Below are 19,081 nucleotides of genomic sequence, written 5' to 3'. Positions count from 1 at the left end.
CTCAAGGTTGGGCAAAGCGAACGGTGACCGGCATTCCCTGGCGCAGTGCGTCATCGGCGTCGGTGACAATAACCCGCAGTCGGTACACCAGGTCAGTACGCAGGTCCGGGGTTTCGACGCTTTTCGGTGTGAACTCAGCGGTGGGCGACACAAAACCGATTTTGCCGTGATACGGCTTGTCTGGCCGACCGTCGGTATAAATTTCCAGTTCGGTGCCCGGCGTTGCTTTGCCCAGGCTGGTTTCATTGACATAGGCGCGCACCCACACCGGGCGGGTCAGCGATAGGGTAAATACCGTGCCACCGGCGCCGAGCATGGTGCCAGGCTCGACCGCGCGGGTCAGCACTGTGCCAGCCGACGGGGAAATCAGGCTGGTGTCATGCAGGTTAAGCTGTGCCTGAGCCAGCGCGGCCTCGCTTTGTGCCAGGTTGGCTTTGGCCTCTTCAATTTCCTGCGGACGGTTACCGCTCAGGTACTGCGACAGTTTGTCTTTCGACGCCTGCAGGTTGGCCTGCGCCTGATTGCGTGAGGTGCGGGCATCTTCCAACGCGTCGGCGGAGGTGGCATTTTTCGCCCACAGTCCTTGCTGACGTTTCAGGAAGCTGTCGGCATAGCTGAAGGCAGACAGGCGCTGCGCCATTTCCGAACGTACCTGGGCAATCTCTTCGGCGCGGTAACCGGCCATCAGCAGCGCCAGTTTGGCTTTGGCACTGCCGACGTTAGCCTGCGCTTGCTGTAGCGCGTTGATGTAGGGCGCGTCGTCCAGTTTGCCGAGCAATTGCCCTGGTTGAAGGGTATCGCCTTCATCCACCGTCAGCGACGCCAGGCGCCCATCGACGCGGAAGCCTAAATTCACCGTACGAATATCCACGTTACCGTACAGCGTCAGCGGTTGGTCCTGATGCTGCTGGTAATACCAAACTCCGTACACGGCGGCGGCGATCAGCACGACAACGGCCACCAAAAAGGCACTGCGTTTCTTGTTCATAACACTCCCTGCCTATAAAGATTAAACCCAATGAATTTCACGTTACGGTTAGGCGACAAGTGCGTGAATCCCCAAGAGCTTACTTAAGTAAGTGACTGGGGGGAGCGCACGCAGTCAACAACGCCGTAGCTTGAAAGACGAAGGGTTTACGCGCCATGGCGTTGGCGCAGCCCATTAACCAGAATCTCAATGTGTTCAGCCAGCACCTCGCTGATTTGTTCCGCTTCGACGGCGCCGATCTGCTGCCAGCCAGCCTGTCGGCGAACGGTTTCCCGCGCCACGCGGAACGACAGCACTTCGCCGATCAGCGCGTGGGTATGCAGCACAATTTTGGTCGACTGCGGATCGATGCCAGTGTAGGCCGCCAGCAGGCGGCACAGCTTGTTATGCAGCGGCGCCACCACCTGTTGGTGGATCAGCGGATAGGCATCGGTGGGGGAGAGCTGCTCGCGCGACATGATTTTGCTCAGGTTCAGCGTCTGCGGTTGAGTCATCAGATCGCTGAACGCCAGCAGGCCGCGTTTCAGATGTTCGAGGTAGCGCTCCGGCGGACGTTCGGCTTCCGGCAGTTGCCAGAAGTGGTCAATTTCTTCGGCCAGCGGGCGAAACGCCTGCTGGATAAAATCGGCAATCCATTGTGCGACGGCCAGATAAAGGCCTTCTTTGGAATTGAAGTAATAGGTGATGGCGGCGATGTTGTGCCCGGCGCGCTGGGCGATATCGCGGGTGGTGGCGCCCTGAATGCCGTATTCACCAAACATCTCGATGGCGGCGGTGATCAACTGCTGGCGTGCCTGCTCACCCCGTGCCCGGCTGGCAGTCTGATTATTTGGCATTGGTGGTGCCCGCAAAAGTTAATCAATCATATGATTAACTTTATGCCAGATTGCACGAAATGCAATCAGTAACCTCGATTTATTTAAGGACATTTTTTCAGATTAGGCTGAATTCTCGGCATATTGTGCTCTGAGTCACTTAATTTGCCTTTTCTTGTTCGAGTTCTGCTACAATCGCCCGCTTGGTGCACTGCAGTTTGTGCCAATCCCTCGTGGTCATGCTTAATGTCCCGTCTGATAATCCTCCCAGGAAACTGCACCGAACACTGTTAGGTTAGGGGGGATCTGGAGTTTTTCTCTTTATGTCATTTGAAACCCTCGGCTTAAGTGCTGAAATTCTGCGCGCTGTTGAAGAACAGGGCTATCGCGAACCTACGCCAATTCAGCGCCAGGCTATTCCTGTCGTATTGGAAGGTCGTGACCTGATGGCCAGCGCCCAGACCGGTACCGGTAAAACCGCTGGCTTTACCCTGCCGCTGCTACAGCTGCTGAGTAAGCATGATCATGCGGTCAAAGGTCGCCGTCCGGTACGTGCGTTGATCCTGACGCCGACCCGTGAACTGGCTGCGCAGATCGGCGAAAACGTCGAATCCTACAGCAAATACCTGCGCCTGCGTTCGCTGGTGGTATTTGGTGGCGTGAGCATCAACCCGCAGATGATGAAACTGCGCGGCGGCGTCGACGTGCTGGTGGCAACACCGGGTCGCCTGCTGGATCTGGAACACCAGCGCGCGGTTGACCTGTCCAAAATTGAAATTCTGGTGCTGGACGAAGCAGACCGTATGCTGGATATGGGCTTTATCCATGATATCCGCCGCGTGCTGGCCAAGCTGCCTGCCAAGCGTCAGAACCTGCTGTTCTCTGCTACCTTCTCCGACGACATCAAAGGGCTGGCCAACAAACTGTTGCACAACCCGGCATCGGTTGAAGTGGCGCGCCGTAACACCGCGTCCGAGCAGATTGAGCAAAGCGTGCACTTCGTTGACAAGAAGCGTAAGCGGGAACTGCTGTCCCAGATGATCGGCGAAGGTGACTGGAAGCAAGTCTTGGTGTTTAACCGCACCAAGCACGGCGCTAACCACCTGGCTGAACAGCTGAACAAAGACGGTATCACTGCTGCAGCGATCCACGGCAACAAAAGCCAGGGCGCTCGTACCCGTGCATTGGCCGATTTTAAAGACGGCAAAATTCGCGTATTGGTCGCTACCGATATCGCGGCACGCGGTCTGGACATCGACCAGTTGCCACACGTGGTGAACTACGAGTTGCCTAACGTGCCGGAAGACTACGTGCACCGCATCGGCCGTACCGGTCGTGCTGAGCGTACCGGTGAGGCGATCTCGCTGGTGTGTGTGGATGAACACAAACTGCTGCGCGATATCGAACGCCTGCTCAAACGTGAGATCCCGCGTATTGCCCTGCCGGGCTATGAGCCGGATCCAAGCATCAAGGCCGAGCCAATCATCAACGGTCGTCAGGCTGGCGGTGGTCGCGGTGCGCCACGCGGCAACGGCGGAGGTCAACGCTCCGGTAACGGTGGCGGCCAGCGCAGTGGCAACGGTGGCGGCAATGGCGGTCAGCGTGAAAACCGCGGTGGCGGCAGTGCGCGTCCGCAGGGTGATGGTAAGCCGCGTTCAGGTGCTCCGCGCCGTCCGCGCAGCCGCCCGGCTGAGTAAATTGCGCTGTTGTCAGCCGTTTGAGGCCACCTTTAGGGTGGCCTTTTTTATACGTAAAAATCAGCGCATCTCAAGTTCCGGTACCACCGACATGCCAACGCGCAGCCGCGCCAGTTCCGGCTGGTTGGGTTCCAACAGGATCTTCACCGGCAGACGTTGCACCACTTTGGTGTAGTTACCGGTGGCGTTATCGGCGCTGATGGCGGCAAAGGTCGAGCCGGTAGCCGGGGCGATACTGTCAACGTGGCCGCGTAGCGTCACGCCGGGCAGGGCATCCACGCTGATCGAGACCGGCTGGCCGGCAGACACGTTGGCCAGTTGGGTTTCCAGGAAATTGGCGATCACATAGCTTTGCTGTAGCGGCACCACCGCCAGCAGGCGCGTACCGGCAGAGACCCAGGCCCCCTGACGTACCGCACGCTGACCGATAGTGCCGGCAATGGGCGCGATAATCCGGGTATAGGACAGGTTCAGACGCGCCTGATCAACGCTGGCCTGCGAGGCGGCAATATTCGCTTCGGCCTGTTTCCGACTGGCCTGCAACACGCCAACTTCCTTGCGCGCAGAAACCACCGCCGCCTGATTTTGCTTTAGCTGTGCGGCTGCGGTCTGCATTACGGAAGCGGATTTTTGCTGTTCATCGGCGGTGGCTGTGCCGGTTTTTAGCAGTCGGCGATAGCGGTCGGCATTTTGCCCGGCATAGTTCAACGTGGCCTGACTGGCACTGACACCGGCTTCCTGCTGGGCAATATTGGCCTGCTGTTGATCCAGCTGCGCCTGAATGCTGGCCAGCTTGGCCTGGCTAATCTGCAGGTTGGCCTGTGCCGTTTCCAGCGCCACGCGATAATCCCGATCGTCGAGGGTCGCCAGCACTTCACCGGCTTTCACCTGCTGATTATCACCGACGTTGACGCTGCGGATATAGCCGGAAATCTTGGGGGCCACCAGCGTGTAATCTGCGCTCACGACCGCATCATCGGTACGCAAATGGTGGCGATTGAGAGAGGAACGGACAAAGAAAGCGATAGCCAGCAGGATTAACAGCAGCAACGCCAGGGTTAAGGTTCGTTTTGCAGGTGTGAAGCTCATGGTTATGATCCTGATGTTTTTGGAACTAGAGGTAAGAGCGTTTGCGGCGGATAGACTCGTTTCGGCAACCAGGCGGTCAGCAGCACCAACAGCAGCGCGCAGCCAATAATCAGCAGATAGGCATCACTGATGCTGAGGATCACCGCCTGATGTTTTACCAGCGTCGAAAAATGCCCGAGATTTTCCGCTGAACTGACTGAGCCGTCCGGTAACAGTGGCGTAGCCCCGCTGGCGCGTTCTGAGCTCTCTGCCGTCATCAGCCACGGGCGATTGCCCAGCCGGTCAACCAGCAGCTGCGAGTGAAATTTTTCCCGATGGCTAATAAAATTCTCGACCAGGCTGCCTGCCGCCACGGCAGAAAAACCGCGCACGGTGTTAAACATGGCCGAGGCAAAGGGGCCTTCCGGTGGCAGTATCACGCTGGTGGAGGTCATTAGCACCGGTAAAATCATCATCGGTTGGCCAAACGCTTGCAGGCCTTGCATCAACCAGAAGTTTTGTCGTGCCCAGTCATCGGTCAATTGCATCCCCAGCAGGCAGGAGACGGCGATTAGCGCGGCACCGAGGGTCAGTACCCAGCGGGCGTCTATCCAGCGCAGATTCAGCAGGGTGGCGATGAAAGGCGCTATCACCAACTGCGGCAGGCCGACGGCTAACGCCAGCGGCGCAAATTGTACGGTGCGAAAACCCTCCACCTGTGAAAAGTAGAACGACGGCAGCATTGAGCCTGACAGCGCCAGCAACAGCACGCCGGCCAGCGTCAGCAGGCTATAAGAAAGATTGATGCGCTGCAGTAATTGCAGTTTTAACAGTGGCAGCGGATGGAACCACTCGTTGATCAAAAACGTCACCAGCAGTGCGATAGACACCGGCAACATCAGGCTAATCAGCGGCGAATTGAACCAGTCGAGCCGCTCACCCTGAGTCAGCGAAAGGATCAACAGCGCAATGCCGCTGCACCCGGTGAGCATGCCAAACAGATCGATCTGGCGGAAACGCTCCAGCCGCAAGGGATCCTGTGGCAGCCCCCAGCCGATCAGTAAGGAGGCTATCAGACACAGCGGGATCGCCTGCCAAAAGACAAATTGCCAACCCAGACTGTCGGTCCACAGAGCCGCCAGCGGTGCCGCGACATTGGGGCCAAAGGTGGCGGTCAGCGCATAGGCGGCCAGCCCGTAAAGTTTGATGGTGGGGGGCAGAAAACGCAGCGCCACCGTCATCAGCAGCGGCGGCAATGCGCCGCCAAACAGGCCTTGCACCACCCGCAGAGCAATAAACAGCGTGGGATCAGCGGTTAACGGCTGTAGTACGCCGACGGCGGCAAAACCGCCGATCATCACCAGGGCGAAACGGCGTAGCGAAAAGGTTACGGCAAACCAGGGGGCAACCATCATGGCCGACACTTCCGCCGCCTGATAGGCCGAAGTGATCCAGCTCCCCTGGTCGAAACCGATACCGATAGCCGCGCGGATATCCGCCAGTGCCAGATCGCTGATGCGATCATTGAGTCCAGAGGTCAGGGCGGCAATCAGCACACCCACCAACCCTACAGCCAGACGCAGGGTAAAAGGATGCGGCGCAGCGACGGCAGGCGCAGGCTGAGCATTCATAGTATGACTCCAGAAACGAAATTTACGATGCACTGTATTGCATAGTGATACATTGTGACGCATGCTACATTGTGATGCGCTGTATTGCAATGTGGTACAGCATGCCGTCTGGCAGAAAAAAATGTTACAGTGTGGCCAAAAGTAAGGAAAAGAATCCCTATGTCTGAATCCTCAACATGTTGTGATGATGAAAGGGCCGGCGGTATTCAGGTCATCACCCGCGCGGCGAAAATCCTCGACGCTCTGGGGGCAAAGCCGAATGGCATGAGCCTGGGAGAAATAGCGTTGGCGGTCGATCTGCCGCGTTCCACCGTGCAACGTATTGTCAACGCGCTGGACTCTGTGCAATTGGTGCGGGGCGGAGTCGGTGGTGTGCGCCTAGGGCCGTCTTTGCTGCGGCTGATTGCCAGCGTGCATACCGAAATGGTGGCCATTGCGACGCCCTGGTTGCAGGCTTTATGTGACGCCACCGGCGAGACGGTTTCGCTGGGACGCGCCAGCGGTTTGCAACTGGCGGTAGTGCATTACATTGTGGCAGACCGTGAGCTGCGAGTGGTGCCGCGTATTGGCATGAATCTGCCGCTGTACAGCACCTCCGGCGGACGAGCGTTGCTGGCGTTGAACAGCGATGATGCGGCCCGGGATTTACTGGGTGAGGCTTATAGGGCGGTAACCGATCTGACGGTGCGAGATTTTCCTGCTTTACTGGAACACCTCACTGAAATACGCCGTACCGGCCTGGCCTTCGATCGGGAAGAAACGCTGGAAGGCGTCTCTACCATGGCGGTGGCTATCGACACCATCCTGGGGCGTTTCTCCATCAGTTTGTTAGTGCCCAGCACCCGTTTGGCCAAGAATGAAGCTCGCTTCCGCGAGGAGATCCTTAAGTGTAAAGACGCGTTGATCGATGAGATTGGCAAGGTGGCGTCGCGAGATTAACCGGAGAAGGCAATGAAAACACTGTTGGTCGCAATTGATAACTCCGCCAATGCGCGCAAAGTCATTTCACTGGCTGCTGAACAGGCGTTGGCACAGCAGGCGGCGGTCGTAGTGCTGTGCTGTGTGGACCTCAGTTATTCCATGGCGGGTCCGTATGAAATTGAAGCGGGTGAAGATCCGGCAGATTTCGGTTATGCGCAGGATGAACAGAATGCCGCCGCCACCGTGGTGCGACAGGCGCTGGTCAAGTTGCAGGGCGCCGGCGTCAATGCGCGTGGACGAGTGGTGGCCGGTGAGCCGGCAGAAACTATCGTCACCCAGGCCAAAACACTGAACGCGACGATGATCATTATGGGGCGCCGTCACCTTTCCCCCTTTAGACGTTTGTTGAATGGGTCACACAGCGCCCTGGTGATTGAGAATGCCGATTGCCCGGTGTTGGTTGACGTGCGTGCCGACTGATTTTGCCTAATCCCGGAGCCGAAGATGAAACTAAAATGTGCCATTCTTGATGATTATCAGCAGGTCGCGCTCAGCATGGCCGACTGGTCTGCCCTCGGCGATCGGGTTGAGGTGTTCAGCATCGGTCAACATTTTAGTGATGAAGCGGAACTGGCCGTGCATCTGCAGGACTGCGATATTTTGGTGATTATGCGTGAACGCACGCCAATCACCGCCACGCTGCTGACGCGTTTGCCTCAGTTAAAACTGTTGATCACCTCGGGCATGCGTAATGCCTCTATTGATTTGGCGGCGGCGGCACAGCGCGGGGTTATTGTCTGCGGCACCGCCAGTGGCTCTGCCGCGCCGATGGAACTGAGCTGGGTTCTGTTGCTCGGGTTAGCCAAGCATCTGGTACCGGAGAATCATGGACTGCGACACAACGGGCCTTGGCAACAGACGCTGGGCGTGACTTTGCAGGGGAAAACACTGGGCCTGCTGGGGTTGGGCAAGATTGGCAGCCAAATGGCAGTGGTGGCGCAGGCGTTTGGTATGCGGGTGCTGGCCTGGAGCCAAAACCTGACGGCAGAAAGGGCCGCCGAGGTGGGGGTGACGCTGGCAGCATCCAAACAGGCGCTGTTTGAACAGAGCGACTTTGTTTCGGTTCATCTGGTGCTCAGTGAGCGTAGCCGTGGGCTGGTGGGTCGGCCAGAGCTGCAGGCGATGAAGAAAACCGCTTATCTGATCAATACCTCGCGTGCGGCGATTGTCGATCGCAGCGCCTTGATTGACGCATTGCAGCAAGGGCAGATTGCCGGTGCCGGGCTGGACGTGTTTGAGGTTGAACCTTTGCCGAGCGATGACATTTTCCGCCAACTGCCCAACGTGTTGGCGACGCCGCATCTGGGTTATGTGGCCGACAGCAACTATCAAATCTATTTCCGCGAAGCGATCGAAAACATCGAGGCGTTTATCGCCGAAGAACCTATTCGCCGTTTGAGCTAAGCGGTTTTATTCCCCCAGATGCTTGTCTGCTGCGGGCATTCCCCCGTATCATTGCGCGTCTTTTTTAGCAGGGGTGAACATGCGCGTATTATTGGCTCCGATGGAGGGCGTTCTCGATTCTTTGGTGCGTGAGCTGCTCACCGAAGTGAACGACTACGACCTGTGCATCACCGAATTCCTGCGCGTGGTTGACCAACTGCTGCCTGCCAAGTCTTTCTATCGCCTGTGCCCTGAACTGCATCACGCCAGCCGCACCCCGTCCGGCACGCTGGTGCGTATCCAATTGCTCGGTCAATACCCGCAGTGGCTGGCAGAAAATGCCGCTCGCGCGGTGGAATTGGGTTCTTACGGTGTCGACCTCAACTGTGGCTGCCCGTCCAAGTTGGTCAATGGCAGCGGCGGTGGGGCGACGTTGCTGAAAGATCCGGAGCTGATTTACCAGGGCGCCAAAGCCATGCGTGCAGCGGTGCCTGCCCATTTGCCGGTGACGGTAAAAATACGGCTGGGCTGGGATAGCGATAGCCGCAGTTTTGAAATTGCCGATTCGGTGCAGCAGGCCGGTGCTACAGAATTGGCGGTACACGGCCGTACCAAAGAGGACGGTTACAAGGCGGAGCGTATTAACTGGACGGCGATTGGTGAGATCCGTCAGCGGCTGACCATTCCTGTGATCGCCAACGGCGAAATCTGGGACTACCAGAGCGCACAAGACTGCCTGCAAACCACCGGCTGTGATGCGGTGATGCTGGGGCGCGGCGCACTTAACGTGCCGAACCTGAGCCGGGTAGTGAAGTACAACGAACCGCGCATGCCCTGGCCACAGGTGATGCAGCTGCTGCAAAAATACGTTCATCTGGAAAAACAGGGCGACACCGGTCTGTATCACGTGGCGCGCATCAAGCAGTGGCTGGGGTATTTACGCAAAGAGTATGCAGAGGCCACCGAGTTGTTTGGCGAAGTGCGTGCACTGACCAACTCGAAGGACATTGCCCGGGTGATTTGCCGCTAAAGTGAGAAAACGGCGGGTTACCCTGGTGATAACCCGCGCTAATTTTTCTCTTTGAGATAAATTATCAGTTCTTGGCACAAATGAGATACCCGGTGTTGATGGACTTCACCATCATAAGGTTATCCTTTAGGCGCCATATTTCTATATGAAAATCTATCCCCGGTAGCTCTGGTAAAATATCGGCCAGCCAAAGAGGGTCTGGTGTGGTATCGCTAGGGTGCTTTATCACCTTGGTGATCGTCGCCTGTTTGACCTGATTAATCTCATGCTGGGTGAGGGTAAAATAGCTTTTCCTGGCCAGCAGGTAATTTTTTTCTTTGGTTGAAACCTTTCCGGACAGGCTGAAAAACCCCCCATGTTCATCTTTCAGGAAGAGGGTGAGACGACCATCAAACAGCGTGTAGTCATTATCCTTTTCTACCAAGGTTTTATACTGAGATGTGCATTTGAAGGGTTCTTCTGCATGCGTGCTGAATGGCAAAAACAGCAAAAAAAGAAACCCATTAAGTACCATTAATAGCTTTGTCATTTTGTAATGTTTCTCTGGTTTTTTATATTGAAACAGGCGTCGTAATGATTGTTTTTATTTTTATTACAAAAGGAAATCAAACTAGCCCGTACGTCTTTTTTATTAAGCCTGTCCTCTATGTAAAAAAAGTCACCTGAGCTATGTAGGCAATCAATACCTTCTCGCTTCAGAATGCCCTCAATCTCCATTCTTAAGTCATTTGTGCTATCTGTTTTCCCCACAGCATAGACATCACAGTTATTAATTTTGAATATTTTTTGATGCGGATGGGATTCGTCACTGTCCTCCCATTGAATAAGAGTAATGGCTGTTAATGTAAAAAAACCGGCCAGCCCCAGAGCAGTAATCAACCACTTTATTTTGGCTTTTGAAAAGTATTTTATCGGAGTGTCAACTGACCCTTCAGCACTTTTACTTTCGTCAACCGTATGCTTGGCCGCTGTTTCTTCTGCGGCCGACGTTATATCTGCTTCCTCTGCGTAGGGATTGATGAGATCAATATAGCCTTCAAAGCGAAACCCCAGTTTAGGAATGGTCACGATAATTTCATTCACTAGCCCCAAAAGTGCGAATGCCTTACGCAGCTCACTAATGTAATTATTTAATCCGGCATTAGAGGCGGTGAAACCATAAGTGGTCCATACCCTTTCAAGGAGATCATCCCGGGTAATGTTTTTCTTGTTGTTCTGTATTAACTCCAACAATAACCGGCTTGCCGGTTTAGTCAGTCTGGTGACAACCTGGTTATTCTCGTACAGAAATAATGTCAGTTCGTCAGAGTTAAAAACAACGATTTTATTTATTATGTATTTCATATTTATAAGTTTTATGTGTGTTGGCAGGTGTTGTTGTCAGCAGATATCCTAACGAAGATGACTTGGTTTTCAAGAAAAATCTTACTGCCGACATAAGAAAATTCCAATGGTGCTAATTTATTGTTTTTATTCTGGTTCAATAATCTGGTTGTCGCCATTATTTTGATAACTTCCAGTTAAGAAATATAATTTATTTTGTTTTTATGGTTTTTAATATCGTAAATTTTAAATTATTTAGTTTATTTGGCTGTTTTGTTTTTGGTAGGGGTATCATTTTCACATCGCCAAACAGGGGGATAGCAAGATTCTCTGTATTGGCGAACGTGAACAAATAAAGGGTGGCTGCGTAAGCACAAGGACTCTTTCTTTATTAAACTAATTGTATATATGGAATTAACACAATGAAACTGAACAAAATCATGCTGGCAGCCGTAATGACTCTGGGTACTATCTCTATGGCTAACGCCGCTAACCAGGGTGGCGGTACCGTAACTTTTAAAGGTTCTATCATTGATGCACCGTGCTCTATCGAACCAGGTAGCCTGGATCAGACCGTGAAGTTGGGTGATATCGCCTCTGCACAGTTGAAAAATGGTGGCAAGTCTACGCCGCAGGATATTCTGATCAAGTTGGTTGGTTGTGATATAGAAACTGCTAAAGATGTGACTACCACCTTCAGTGGTACCGAGTCTGAAGCGGTTCCTGGCCTGTTGGCTATGAAAGGTTCTGCACGTGGTGCCAGCATCGCCATCAACGACATCGACGGTAAACTGTTGCCGCTGACCAAAGCCAGCAAAGCGCAGAAAATTGAAGACGGCCAGGCTACCCTGCGCTTCACCGCACACCTGCAGGGCGACGGTGCTTCTGCTGCCATCACCCCGGGCGAATTCAACTCTGTTGCTGACTTTACCCTGGCGTATCAATAAGCCCACGGCGATTAATTCGCACAGTTAATTGCATGCGGGGTAACCCGCATGCTGCTTATTAACTTGTTATGTTGGGAACGGATATGCATTCACAGTATGGCAAAAGGACATTGCACAGTGCGGTGTTAGTTAATCTGTTGCTGTGTTCCTCTTTGGCGCACTCCGCCAATCAAGGGCATGGCGAAGTGACCGTGAATGGCAGGATTATCGCCTCCGCCTGCGCCATTGATACCGAAAGCCTTGATCAAACCATTATCATGGCGACATTGCCCGTCAGCCAGATTATTCGTGATGGCCAGGGCGAGTTGCATGAATTCAATATTAAACTGGTGAATTGCACGTTAGAGAAATTCAACCCTGCGCTGGATGACTGGCGATATTTTGCCGTGACCTTTGACGGCAGAGAAGATGCCGGGTTATTTGGTATTGATGGCAACGCCAAGGGCATTGCCCTGCAGATTTCCGATAGGCGGGGGAATATTGCCGTGCCCGGCATGCCTATGGCAAAAAATGAAATTCAACCCAGTACTATGGAATTTAATTATGGCCTGCGGTTGATGGGCAATAATCAGGTAATGAAGGCCGGGAGTTATTACTCCACCGTGCGCTTTAAAATGGATTACTACTAAATCTGCCTGAACGCGGTAACTGCGAATTAAATAATTATTGATAAGGGTCTGCGGATGTCAACTACTCCGTCATATGGCTGTATAGGGAAAATACGACCGAGAATCCTGGGGCTGTTGATCGCCTTTATTCTGGCGGGGAATGCTACCTGCGCCGTAGCTGCTGATATTGAATTCAATACCGACGTACTGGATGTGACGGATCGCGCCAATATTGACCTGGAGCAGTTTTCTCGCGGCAACTTTATTATGCCCGGCGATTATCTGTTTGCCGTGCACATTAATAAACAGACATTAACCGATCAGCCGGTGGCGTTTTATCCGCCGGATGACGATGCCAAAGGCAGTGAAGCCTGTATTACGCCGCAGTTGGTTGAACAACTGGGGCTGAAAGAATCTGCATTACTGAAATTGACCTGGTGGCACCAAAACCAGTGTCTGAATCCCCATAGCCTGGAGGGGATGGAAATGCGCGGCGATTTAGGCGCGGCGGCACTGTACCTGAATATTCCGCAGGCGTATCTGGAATATACCGCAGAAAACTGGGACCCGCCGTCGCGCTGGGACGAGGGTATTCCCGGTCTGCTGTTTGATTACAGCCTGAATGCGCAAAGCCAGCGTCAGCAAAAGCAGGGCACGCAGAGTTATAACCTCAGCGGCAACGGCACGGTGGGCGGCAATCTGGGGGCCTGGCGGCTGCGGGCTGACTGGCAATCGCGGCTGGATCGCCAGGGCGGTTCCGGTGAGCCGACCCGCACCAGCTGGGACTGGAGCCGTTACTACGCCTACCGCGCACTGCCGAAGTTGGGCGCCAGGCTGACGATGGGCGAGGACTATTTAAACTCCGACATTTTCGACAGCGTGCGTTTTGCCGGTGCCAGCCTGGTGACCGATGACAACATGCTGCCACCCAACCTGCGTGGCTATGCGCCAGAAGTGACGGGGATAGCACGCAGCAACGCCAAGGTGATTATTCGCCAGCAAGGACGCGTGCTGTATGAAACCCAGGTGGCGGCGGGGCCGTTCCGTATTCAGGACATCAACGACGCGGTCAGCGGCCAGCTGGACGTGCGGGTGGAAGAGCAGGACGGCAGCGTGCAGGAGTTCAAGATGGACACCGCCAGCATCCCGTACCTGACCCGACCGGGCTCGGTGCGTTACAAAGTAGCGGCCGGTCGGCCGGCTGACTGGCAGCACCACAGCGACGGGCCGATGTTCGGCACCGGCGAGTTTTCCTGGGGCGTGAGCAACGGCTGGTCGCTGTACGGCGGCGGTGTGGCGGGCGGCGATTACAACGCGCTGGCGCTGGGGGTGGGGCGTGACCTGATGATGTTTGGCGCGCTGTCTTTTGACGCCACTCAGTCGCGCGCCAACCTGCCGCAACAGGGCACGCTGAGCGGCGGTTCATACCGCCTGAGCTATTCCAAGCGCTTTGACGACTATGACAGCCAGGTGACCTTTGCCGGCTACCGCTTCTCGGAGCGCAACTATATGTCGATGGGCGAATACCTGGATGCCCGCCGCGACGGTACGCGAACCAACAGCAGCAAGGAGATGTACACCATCACCTTTAACCAGCAGTTCCGCGATCTGGGGTTGAGTGCCTATCTCAACTACAACCACCAGACCTACTGGGACCGGCCGGCGAATGACCGTTACAACCTGACGCTGTCGCGCTATTTCGACCTGGGGCGCTTCAGGAATATCAGCCTGTCGCTGACCGGCTATCGCAACAAATATAACGGCACCAACGACGACGGCATGTACCTGTCGCTGTCGCTGCCGTGGGGCAGCAATGGCTCACTGAGCTACAGCGGTAGCTATAACCGCAACGATAACACCCATCAGGTGGGGTATTACGACCGGCTCAATGAGCGCGACACCTACCAGGTGAGCGCCGGTACTGCGCGCAGCGGCGCAACCGCCAGCGGCTACTACAGCCACAGCGGCGATCTCAGCCAGGTGAACGCCAGCGCCAGCTACCAGGCCGGGCAGTACAGCTCGCTGGGGCTGTCGATGCAAGGCGGTGCGACCGCCACCCTGAAAGGCGCGGCGTTGCACCGCAGCAGCATGAGCGGGGGCACCCGCATGTTGCTGGATACCGACGGTGTTCCGGGGATCCCGATCCGCGGTTACAGCTCGCCGACCCTGACCAACGCTTTCGGCAAAGCGGTGGTGGTGGACGTCGGCAGTTACTACCGCAACCAGTTCAGTATCGATCTGAATGCGTTGCCGGAAAACGCCGACGTCAGCCAGAGCGTGGCGCAGGCCACCCTGACCGAAGGCGCCATCGGCTACCGGCACTTCGAGGTGATCGCCGGCGAGAAGGCGATGGCGGTCGTGCGGCTGGCGGACGGCTCTGCCCCGCCGTTTGGCGCCACGGTGCGCAACGGCAAGCGGCAGGAGGTCGGCATTATCAATGACAACGGCGAAGTGTACCTGAGCGGTATTAATGCCGGGGAAGCGATGAGCGTGAGCTGGGGCGGCGCGGAGCAGTGCGGCCTTACCCTGCCGCAGACGCTGTCGCCGAGCCAATTAACCAATCTGTTACTGCCTTGCGGCCCGGTGGCCAACGGCAAGGCGTTAAACACTGTTAAAGAGTAGAGATCAATGAAAACCAATAATCTAGTGACATTAATTGCCGGCGGCCTGGCGGGCCTGCTGTGCGCCCAACAGGCAACGGCCGCCATCGCGCTGGACCGCACCCGGGTGATCTTCAGCGGCGGCGACAAGTCGGTGAGCATGAGCATCAGCAACGAGAACAAGCAGCTGCCTTACCTGGCGCAGGGCTGGATCGAAGACGCCAACGGCAAAAAAATCACCAGCCCATTGACGGTATTGCCGCCGGTACAGCGTCTGGAACCGGGTGCCAAGAGCCAGGTGAAGGTGCAGGGGCTGCCGGCTGCCAATACGCTGCCGCAGGACCGCGAAACGCTGTTCTACTTCAACCTGCGCGAGATCCCGCCGAAGAGCGACAAGCCGAATACGCTGCAACTGGCGCTGCAAACCCGTATCAAGCTGTTCTACCGGCCAAAGGCGATTGCGATAGCCAACCCGGAAGCCAGCGCGCCGTGGCAGGAAAAACTGACCCTGACCAAACAGGGCGACAGCTACCAGGTGAATAACCCGACGCCGTATTACGTGACGCTGGTGGATGCCAGCAGCAAAAAGAATGGTGCCAGCGCGCCGGGCTTCGAACCGCTGATGGTGGCACCCAAGGGCAGTGCGCCGCTGAAGGTCGCGGCCTCTGCGCTGGGGAACGCACCGGTGCTGACTTACGTCAACGACTACGGCGGCCGCCCGCAGCTGAGTTTTAACTGTAACGGCGCGAACTGCCAGACGGTGGCGGGCAGCAAATAAGGCTCACTGAAAAACAGGTGGATAAGCGATGCGAACAACATCCCGGCGATGGAACAGTGGCGGTTACCACCGCCATGAATGGTTGTATGCCCTGGTGATTACCGCGGCGGCGCTGATGGTGCCGGTGTGCGTTTGCGCGATGTTATGGCTGCTGCCGTCAGCCATCGCGGCGGACAACTGGCAGGTGGAAGGCAGCCATGGCGTGCTGCATGTGCGCGGCGAACTGACCGAAAGCGCCTGTCGGCTGGAGATGGCGAGCGCGTATCAGGCGGTGTGGCTGGGCAGTACCGCCACGGCCCAGCTGGCGAAGGCGGGGGATCGTGGCGTGCCGGTAAATGTGCAGCTGCACCTGCGCGACTGCCTGCGCGGCCCGGCCGCCAACCGGGACGAACGCAGTGGCAACCTGCTGTGGAGTGCCCAGCAGCCGGCGGTATCGGTCAGTTTTAACGCCCCGGCGGACGCCGATAACCCGGAGCTGGTCAAAGTGCATGGTGCTTCCGGGCTGGCATTGCGCATTAGTGATGAGCGCGGCGGGGATATCCGCCTTGGTAGCCGGGGGGCGCCGTTGGCCCTGGTGGTGGGGCAAAACGCGCTGAACTACCGCATTACGCCGGAACGCACCCGCGCACCGTTGCTGCCCGGTGCTTATGCAGCGGTGGTGGATTTCCAGCTCAGCTATGACTAAGGGAAATAGCATGAAAGCAAGGTTAAAACGGTATTTACCGGGCTGTGGGCTGGTGGCGTTGGTGTTGTTGTACGGCTCGCAGGCGCAGGCAGTCGCTACGATCAAAGTGACGGTGACCATCGTCGCGCCGCCGCCGTGCGTGATTAACAACAATAACCTGATTGAAGTGAATTTTGGTAACGACGTGATGACCACCCGTATCGACGGCAGTTACAAGAAACAGCCGGTGGTGTACTCGGTGGAGTGCAAAAACGCGCCGAACAATGCAATGAAAATGCAAATTCAGGGTACCGGCGCCGGTTTTGACAGCGATGTACTGCAAACCAACAAGGACGATCTGGGGGTGGCGCTGTTGCGCAACGGTAATCGGCAGCCGATCAACACCTGGGTGAATTTTACCTATCCCAACCTGCCGACGTTTGAGGCGGTGCCGGTCAAACAGGCCGGGGCGACGTTGAGCGGCGGGGCGTTTTCTGCTGGGGCGACGATGCAGGTGGCATACCAATGAAAAGAGCTGAGGCAATGGTGCGATATGGCAGCATTTTTCTGTTAATGGCCCTGGGTGGCCGGGCAGTGGCGGCGGACAACATGCGTTTTTCTGGCACCCTGATCGAACCACCGCCGTGCACCATCAACGACGGTGGCGAGGTGGATGTTGATTTCGGCAACCGGGTCGGGGTCACCAAGGTCGATGGCACTAACTATCTGCAACCGGTGAACTACCGGATCACCTGTGGCCCCGGTGCCGGGGCATGGAGCATGACGCTGGCAGTGGTCGGTACCCCGGCGGATTACGACGAGGCGGCGATCGAGAGCAACGTGGACGATCTGGCCGTTCGCCTGCTGCAAAACGGCAAGCGGTTTACGTTGAATCAACCGATCCCCATCAAGCTGAACGCGCCGCCCACACTGGAAGCAGTGCCGGTCAAACGGCCGGGCGCAGCCTTGCAAGAAGGGGCGTTTGAAGCCACGGCCACCCTGCTGGCGGTGTACCAATGAGGCGGAGAATAAGCATGGGGAATAAAGCAGGTTGGTGCGCAACGGCGGCGTTGCTGCTGTGTAGTGTACCGGTCGGCGCGGCGGAGAATATGCGCCTGCACGGTGCGCTGGTAGCGGAACCCTGCGTGATCCCGCCGGGTGATGAAACGGTGGTGCTGGATTTTGACACGGTAATCGACAAGTACCTGTATCTGAATACCCGCACGCCCGGTCAGGCGTTTGAGTTGCATCTGGCGCAGTGCGATCTCAGTCTGGGCAAAACGGTCAGGGTGACCTTCAGTGGTAATGAAAGCACCGCGCTGCCGGGGTTGCTGGCGCTAAACGGTGCCAGCCAGGCCAGCGGCATCGCCATCGGCATGGAAACCCCGCAGGGTGAGCCGTTGCCGATTAACCAGCAAGGCAAGGCGCAGGCATTGGTGAGCGGGGCCAATATTCTGACGGCGCACGCCTATGTGCAGGGTGAACCGGACGCGCTGAAGCACAAAACCATCGAGCGCGGGCCGTTCAGCGCGGTGGCGACCTTTAGCCTGGAATATGAATAACCGCGCGGCGGCATGGCAAGCCGCCTGGCGCTGGCTGTGCCAACGTCGTCGCCATGCACCGCCCAATGCGGACATTTGGCATTTGCGCTTTCACTGGGCGCAGCAGGGCGACCGGCTCTATCGGCAACTGCAAAGTGGGCATTACCGGCTGGCGCCGATGCAGGCGTTGCGGCGGGGTGGTCGCAGTTGGGTGCAGTGGTGTGCGCAGGATGCGCTGATATTGAAGTGGGCCGCGTTGTTGGCGGAACCGCTGTTGCCAAAACCTGCTCGTTGCATGCACTTGCGCGGGCATGGCGGTAGCGTGGTTTCGGTAGCGGAAGTCCGGGCGGCGCTGGCCGGCGGAGAATACGCTTTTGTCTACCGAACGGACATTCGCGGTTATTACCGGCACATCCGTAAACAGCAGGTGATCAATCAGCTGAAATGGCATGTGGCCGACCCGGTGCTGTTTGATGTGATTCAGCAATATGTGCATTACAGCGTAGAAGACGGCGGTGAGTTTTATACCCCGCAAAACGGCATCTGCCGAGGTTGTGCGTTGAGCCCGCTGATTGGCGGCAGCTTGTTGCACCACGTTGACAGCTATTTTAATGCGCAGGAAGGAACCTTTTATGCAAGATACATGGATGATTTTCTGGTGTTCACCCGCACCCGCTGGCAACTGCGGCGCTGCGTTAAGCGGCTGCATGAATTTTTTAACCTGGGCGGGTTTGAAACCCATCCGGACAAGACGCAACTGGGCAGGATTGCGCAGGGTTTTGACTGGCTGGGGGTATGGTTTACCCCCACGGGGGCCACCATAGCGCCCAGAGCGCTGGAAAACCATCGTGCACGACGCGCGCGGCTTTACGAGCAGGCTCGCCGACAGGGGCTGTCATCGACAGAGACTGAATTGCGAGTGCGGACGTTCGAGGCACGGTGGACAATATGGGCAGAATGCATGCTGGGTCATCCATTGGATGATATTTAGTGGTATCTGCCGGATAGATAAAATTCAGAGATCCAG

At 56.4% G+C, this 19,081-nt stretch carries 20 protein-coding genes; 14 read left to right on the top strand and 6 right to left on the bottom strand.

Going from position 1 to position 19,081, the window contains the following annotated elements; translation table 11 throughout:
* Window position 1: 1 nt before the first annotated feature.
* Together hlyD and F8R23_RS11065 are read right to left on the bottom strand one after the other, a co-directional pair.
* On the bottom strand, window positions 2–988 hold the full coding sequence (gene hlyD / locus F8R23_RS11070) for a secretion protein HlyD (RefSeq protein ID WP_112350104.1): 987 nt from the start codon (window positions 986–988) through the stop codon (window positions 2–4).
* Between the two features lie 146 nt (window positions 989–1,134).
* Window positions 1,135–1,824, bottom strand: a complete 690-nt coding sequence (locus F8R23_RS11065; RefSeq protein WP_129938552.1) for a transcriptional regulator — start codon at window positions 1,822–1,824, stop codon at window positions 1,135–1,137.
* 302 nt (window positions 1,825–2,126) lie between these two features.
* On the opposite strand from F8R23_RS11065, the gene rhlE reads away from it, so the two are divergent.
* Complete coding sequence (gene rhlE / locus F8R23_RS11060) at window positions 2,127–3,500, top strand: ATP-dependent RNA helicase RhlE (RefSeq protein ID WP_129935697.1); 1,374 nt, start codon at window positions 2,127–2,129, stop codon at window positions 3,498–3,500.
* Window positions 3,501–3,560: 60 nt separating this feature from the next.
* Here rhlE and F8R23_RS11055 read toward each other — a convergent pair whose 3' ends face one another.
* Window positions 3,561–4,589 (bottom strand): HlyD family secretion protein, encoded by a 1,029-nt coding sequence (locus F8R23_RS11055; protein ID WP_129935695.1) that lies wholly within the window; start codon window positions 4,587–4,589, stop codon window positions 3,561–3,563.
* A 2-nt stretch (window positions 4,590–4,591) separates the two neighbouring features.
* Window positions 4,592–6,199 (bottom strand): MFS transporter, encoded by a 1,608-nt coding sequence (locus tag F8R23_RS11050; RefSeq protein ID WP_129935693.1) that lies wholly within the window; start codon window positions 6,197–6,199, stop codon window positions 4,592–4,594.
* A gap of 159 nt (window positions 6,200–6,358) precedes the next feature.
* Between F8R23_RS11050 and F8R23_RS11045 the strand changes: the two genes are divergently transcribed.
* The 4 genes from F8R23_RS11045 (at window position 6,359) to dusC (ending at window position 9,593) form a co-directional block, all read left to right on the top strand.
* The gene (locus F8R23_RS11045) at window positions 6,359–7,138 is read left to right on the top strand and encodes an IclR family transcriptional regulator (protein ID WP_129935691.1); all 780 of its coding nucleotides are present in this window, start codon (window positions 6,359–6,361) and stop codon (window positions 7,136–7,138) included.
* Between the two features lie 12 nt (window positions 7,139–7,150).
* The gene (locus F8R23_RS11040; protein WP_129935689.1) at window positions 7,151–7,600 is read left to right on the top strand and encodes a universal stress protein; all 450 of its coding nucleotides are present in this window, start codon (window positions 7,151–7,153) and stop codon (window positions 7,598–7,600) included.
* A 24-nt stretch (window positions 7,601–7,624) separates the two neighbouring features.
* Window positions 7,625–8,584: a D-2-hydroxyacid dehydrogenase family protein gene (locus F8R23_RS11035; protein WP_151415631.1), complete on the top strand. Its 960-nt coding sequence runs from the start codon at window positions 7,625–7,627 to the stop codon at window positions 8,582–8,584.
* Window positions 8,585–8,663: 79 nt separating this feature from the next.
* Window positions 8,664–9,593, top strand: a complete 930-nt coding sequence (dusC, locus tag F8R23_RS11030; RefSeq protein WP_170287987.1) for a tRNA dihydrouridine(16) synthase DusC — start codon at window positions 8,664–8,666, stop codon at window positions 9,591–9,593.
* A gap of 64 nt (window positions 9,594–9,657) precedes the next feature.
* Here dusC and F8R23_RS11025 read toward each other — a convergent pair whose 3' ends face one another.
* Both F8R23_RS11025 and F8R23_RS11020 read right to left on the bottom strand, forming a co-directional pair.
* Entirely contained in the window at window positions 9,658–10,122 is a 465-nt protein-coding gene (locus F8R23_RS11025) for a hypothetical protein (protein WP_244953391.1), read from the bottom strand.
* A complete protein-coding gene (locus F8R23_RS11020; protein ID WP_151415629.1) occupies window positions 10,119–10,937 on the bottom strand; it encodes a winged helix-turn-helix domain-containing protein in 819 nt (272 codons plus the stop codon). Before F8R23_RS11020 ends, F8R23_RS11025 begins: the two co-directional genes overlap by 4 nt.
* A gap of 401 nt (window positions 10,938–11,338) precedes the next feature.
* Here F8R23_RS11020 and F8R23_RS11015 point away from each other — a divergent pair, with 401 nt between their 5' ends.
* The 9 genes from F8R23_RS11015 (at window position 11,339) to F8R23_RS10975 (ending at window position 19,045) form a co-directional block, all read left to right on the top strand.
* A complete protein-coding gene (locus tag F8R23_RS11015) occupies window positions 11,339–11,863 on the top strand; it encodes a fimbrial protein (protein WP_151415628.1) in 525 nt (174 codons plus the stop codon).
* Between the two features lie 83 nt (window positions 11,864–11,946).
* Complete coding sequence (locus F8R23_RS11010) at window positions 11,947–12,492, top strand: fimbrial protein (RefSeq protein WP_151415627.1); 546 nt, start codon at window positions 11,947–11,949, stop codon at window positions 12,490–12,492.
* Between the two features lie 54 nt (window positions 12,493–12,546).
* Window positions 12,547–15,093: an outer membrane usher protein gene (locus tag F8R23_RS11005; RefSeq protein WP_151415626.1), complete on the top strand. Its 2,547-nt coding sequence runs from the start codon at window positions 12,547–12,549 to the stop codon at window positions 15,091–15,093.
* Between the two features lie 6 nt (window positions 15,094–15,099).
* Window positions 15,100–15,849 carry a fimbria/pilus periplasmic chaperone gene (locus F8R23_RS11000; protein WP_151415625.1) on the top strand — a complete coding sequence of 250 codons (750 nt, stop codon included), beginning with the start codon at window positions 15,100–15,102 and terminating at the stop codon, window positions 15,847–15,849.
* Window positions 15,850–15,877: 28 nt separating this feature from the next.
* Window positions 15,878–16,534: a fimbrial protein gene (locus tag F8R23_RS10995; protein ID WP_151415624.1), complete on the top strand. Its 657-nt coding sequence runs from the start codon at window positions 15,878–15,880 to the stop codon at window positions 16,532–16,534.
* Between the two features lie 10 nt (window positions 16,535–16,544).
* The gene (locus F8R23_RS10990) at window positions 16,545–17,042 is read left to right on the top strand and encodes a fimbrial protein (protein WP_151415623.1); all 498 of its coding nucleotides are present in this window, start codon (window positions 16,545–16,547) and stop codon (window positions 17,040–17,042) included.
* 14 nt (window positions 17,043–17,056) lie between these two features.
* Window positions 17,057–17,533 carry a fimbrial protein gene (locus F8R23_RS10985; RefSeq protein WP_151415713.1) on the top strand — a complete coding sequence of 159 codons (477 nt, stop codon included), beginning with the start codon at window positions 17,057–17,059 and terminating at the stop codon, window positions 17,531–17,533.
* A 14-nt stretch (window positions 17,534–17,547) separates the two neighbouring features.
* On the top strand, window positions 17,548–18,075 hold the full coding sequence (locus tag F8R23_RS10980; protein ID WP_151415622.1) for a fimbrial protein: 528 nt from the start codon (window positions 17,548–17,550) through the stop codon (window positions 18,073–18,075).
* Entirely contained in the window at window positions 18,068–19,045 is a 978-nt protein-coding gene (locus F8R23_RS10975) for a reverse transcriptase domain-containing protein (protein ID WP_151415621.1), read from the top strand. Before F8R23_RS10980 ends, F8R23_RS10975 begins: the two co-directional genes overlap by 8 nt.
* Window positions 19,046–19,081 lie beyond the last annotated feature (36 nt).

The organism is Serratia proteamaculans, from assembly GCF_008830365.1.
Lineage (GTDB): Bacteria > Pseudomonadota > Gammaproteobacteria > Enterobacterales > Enterobacteriaceae > Serratia > Serratia proteamaculans.
Note: the sequence above shows the minus strand (reverse complement) of the source record. Positions and strands in the feature narration are given on the sequence as shown.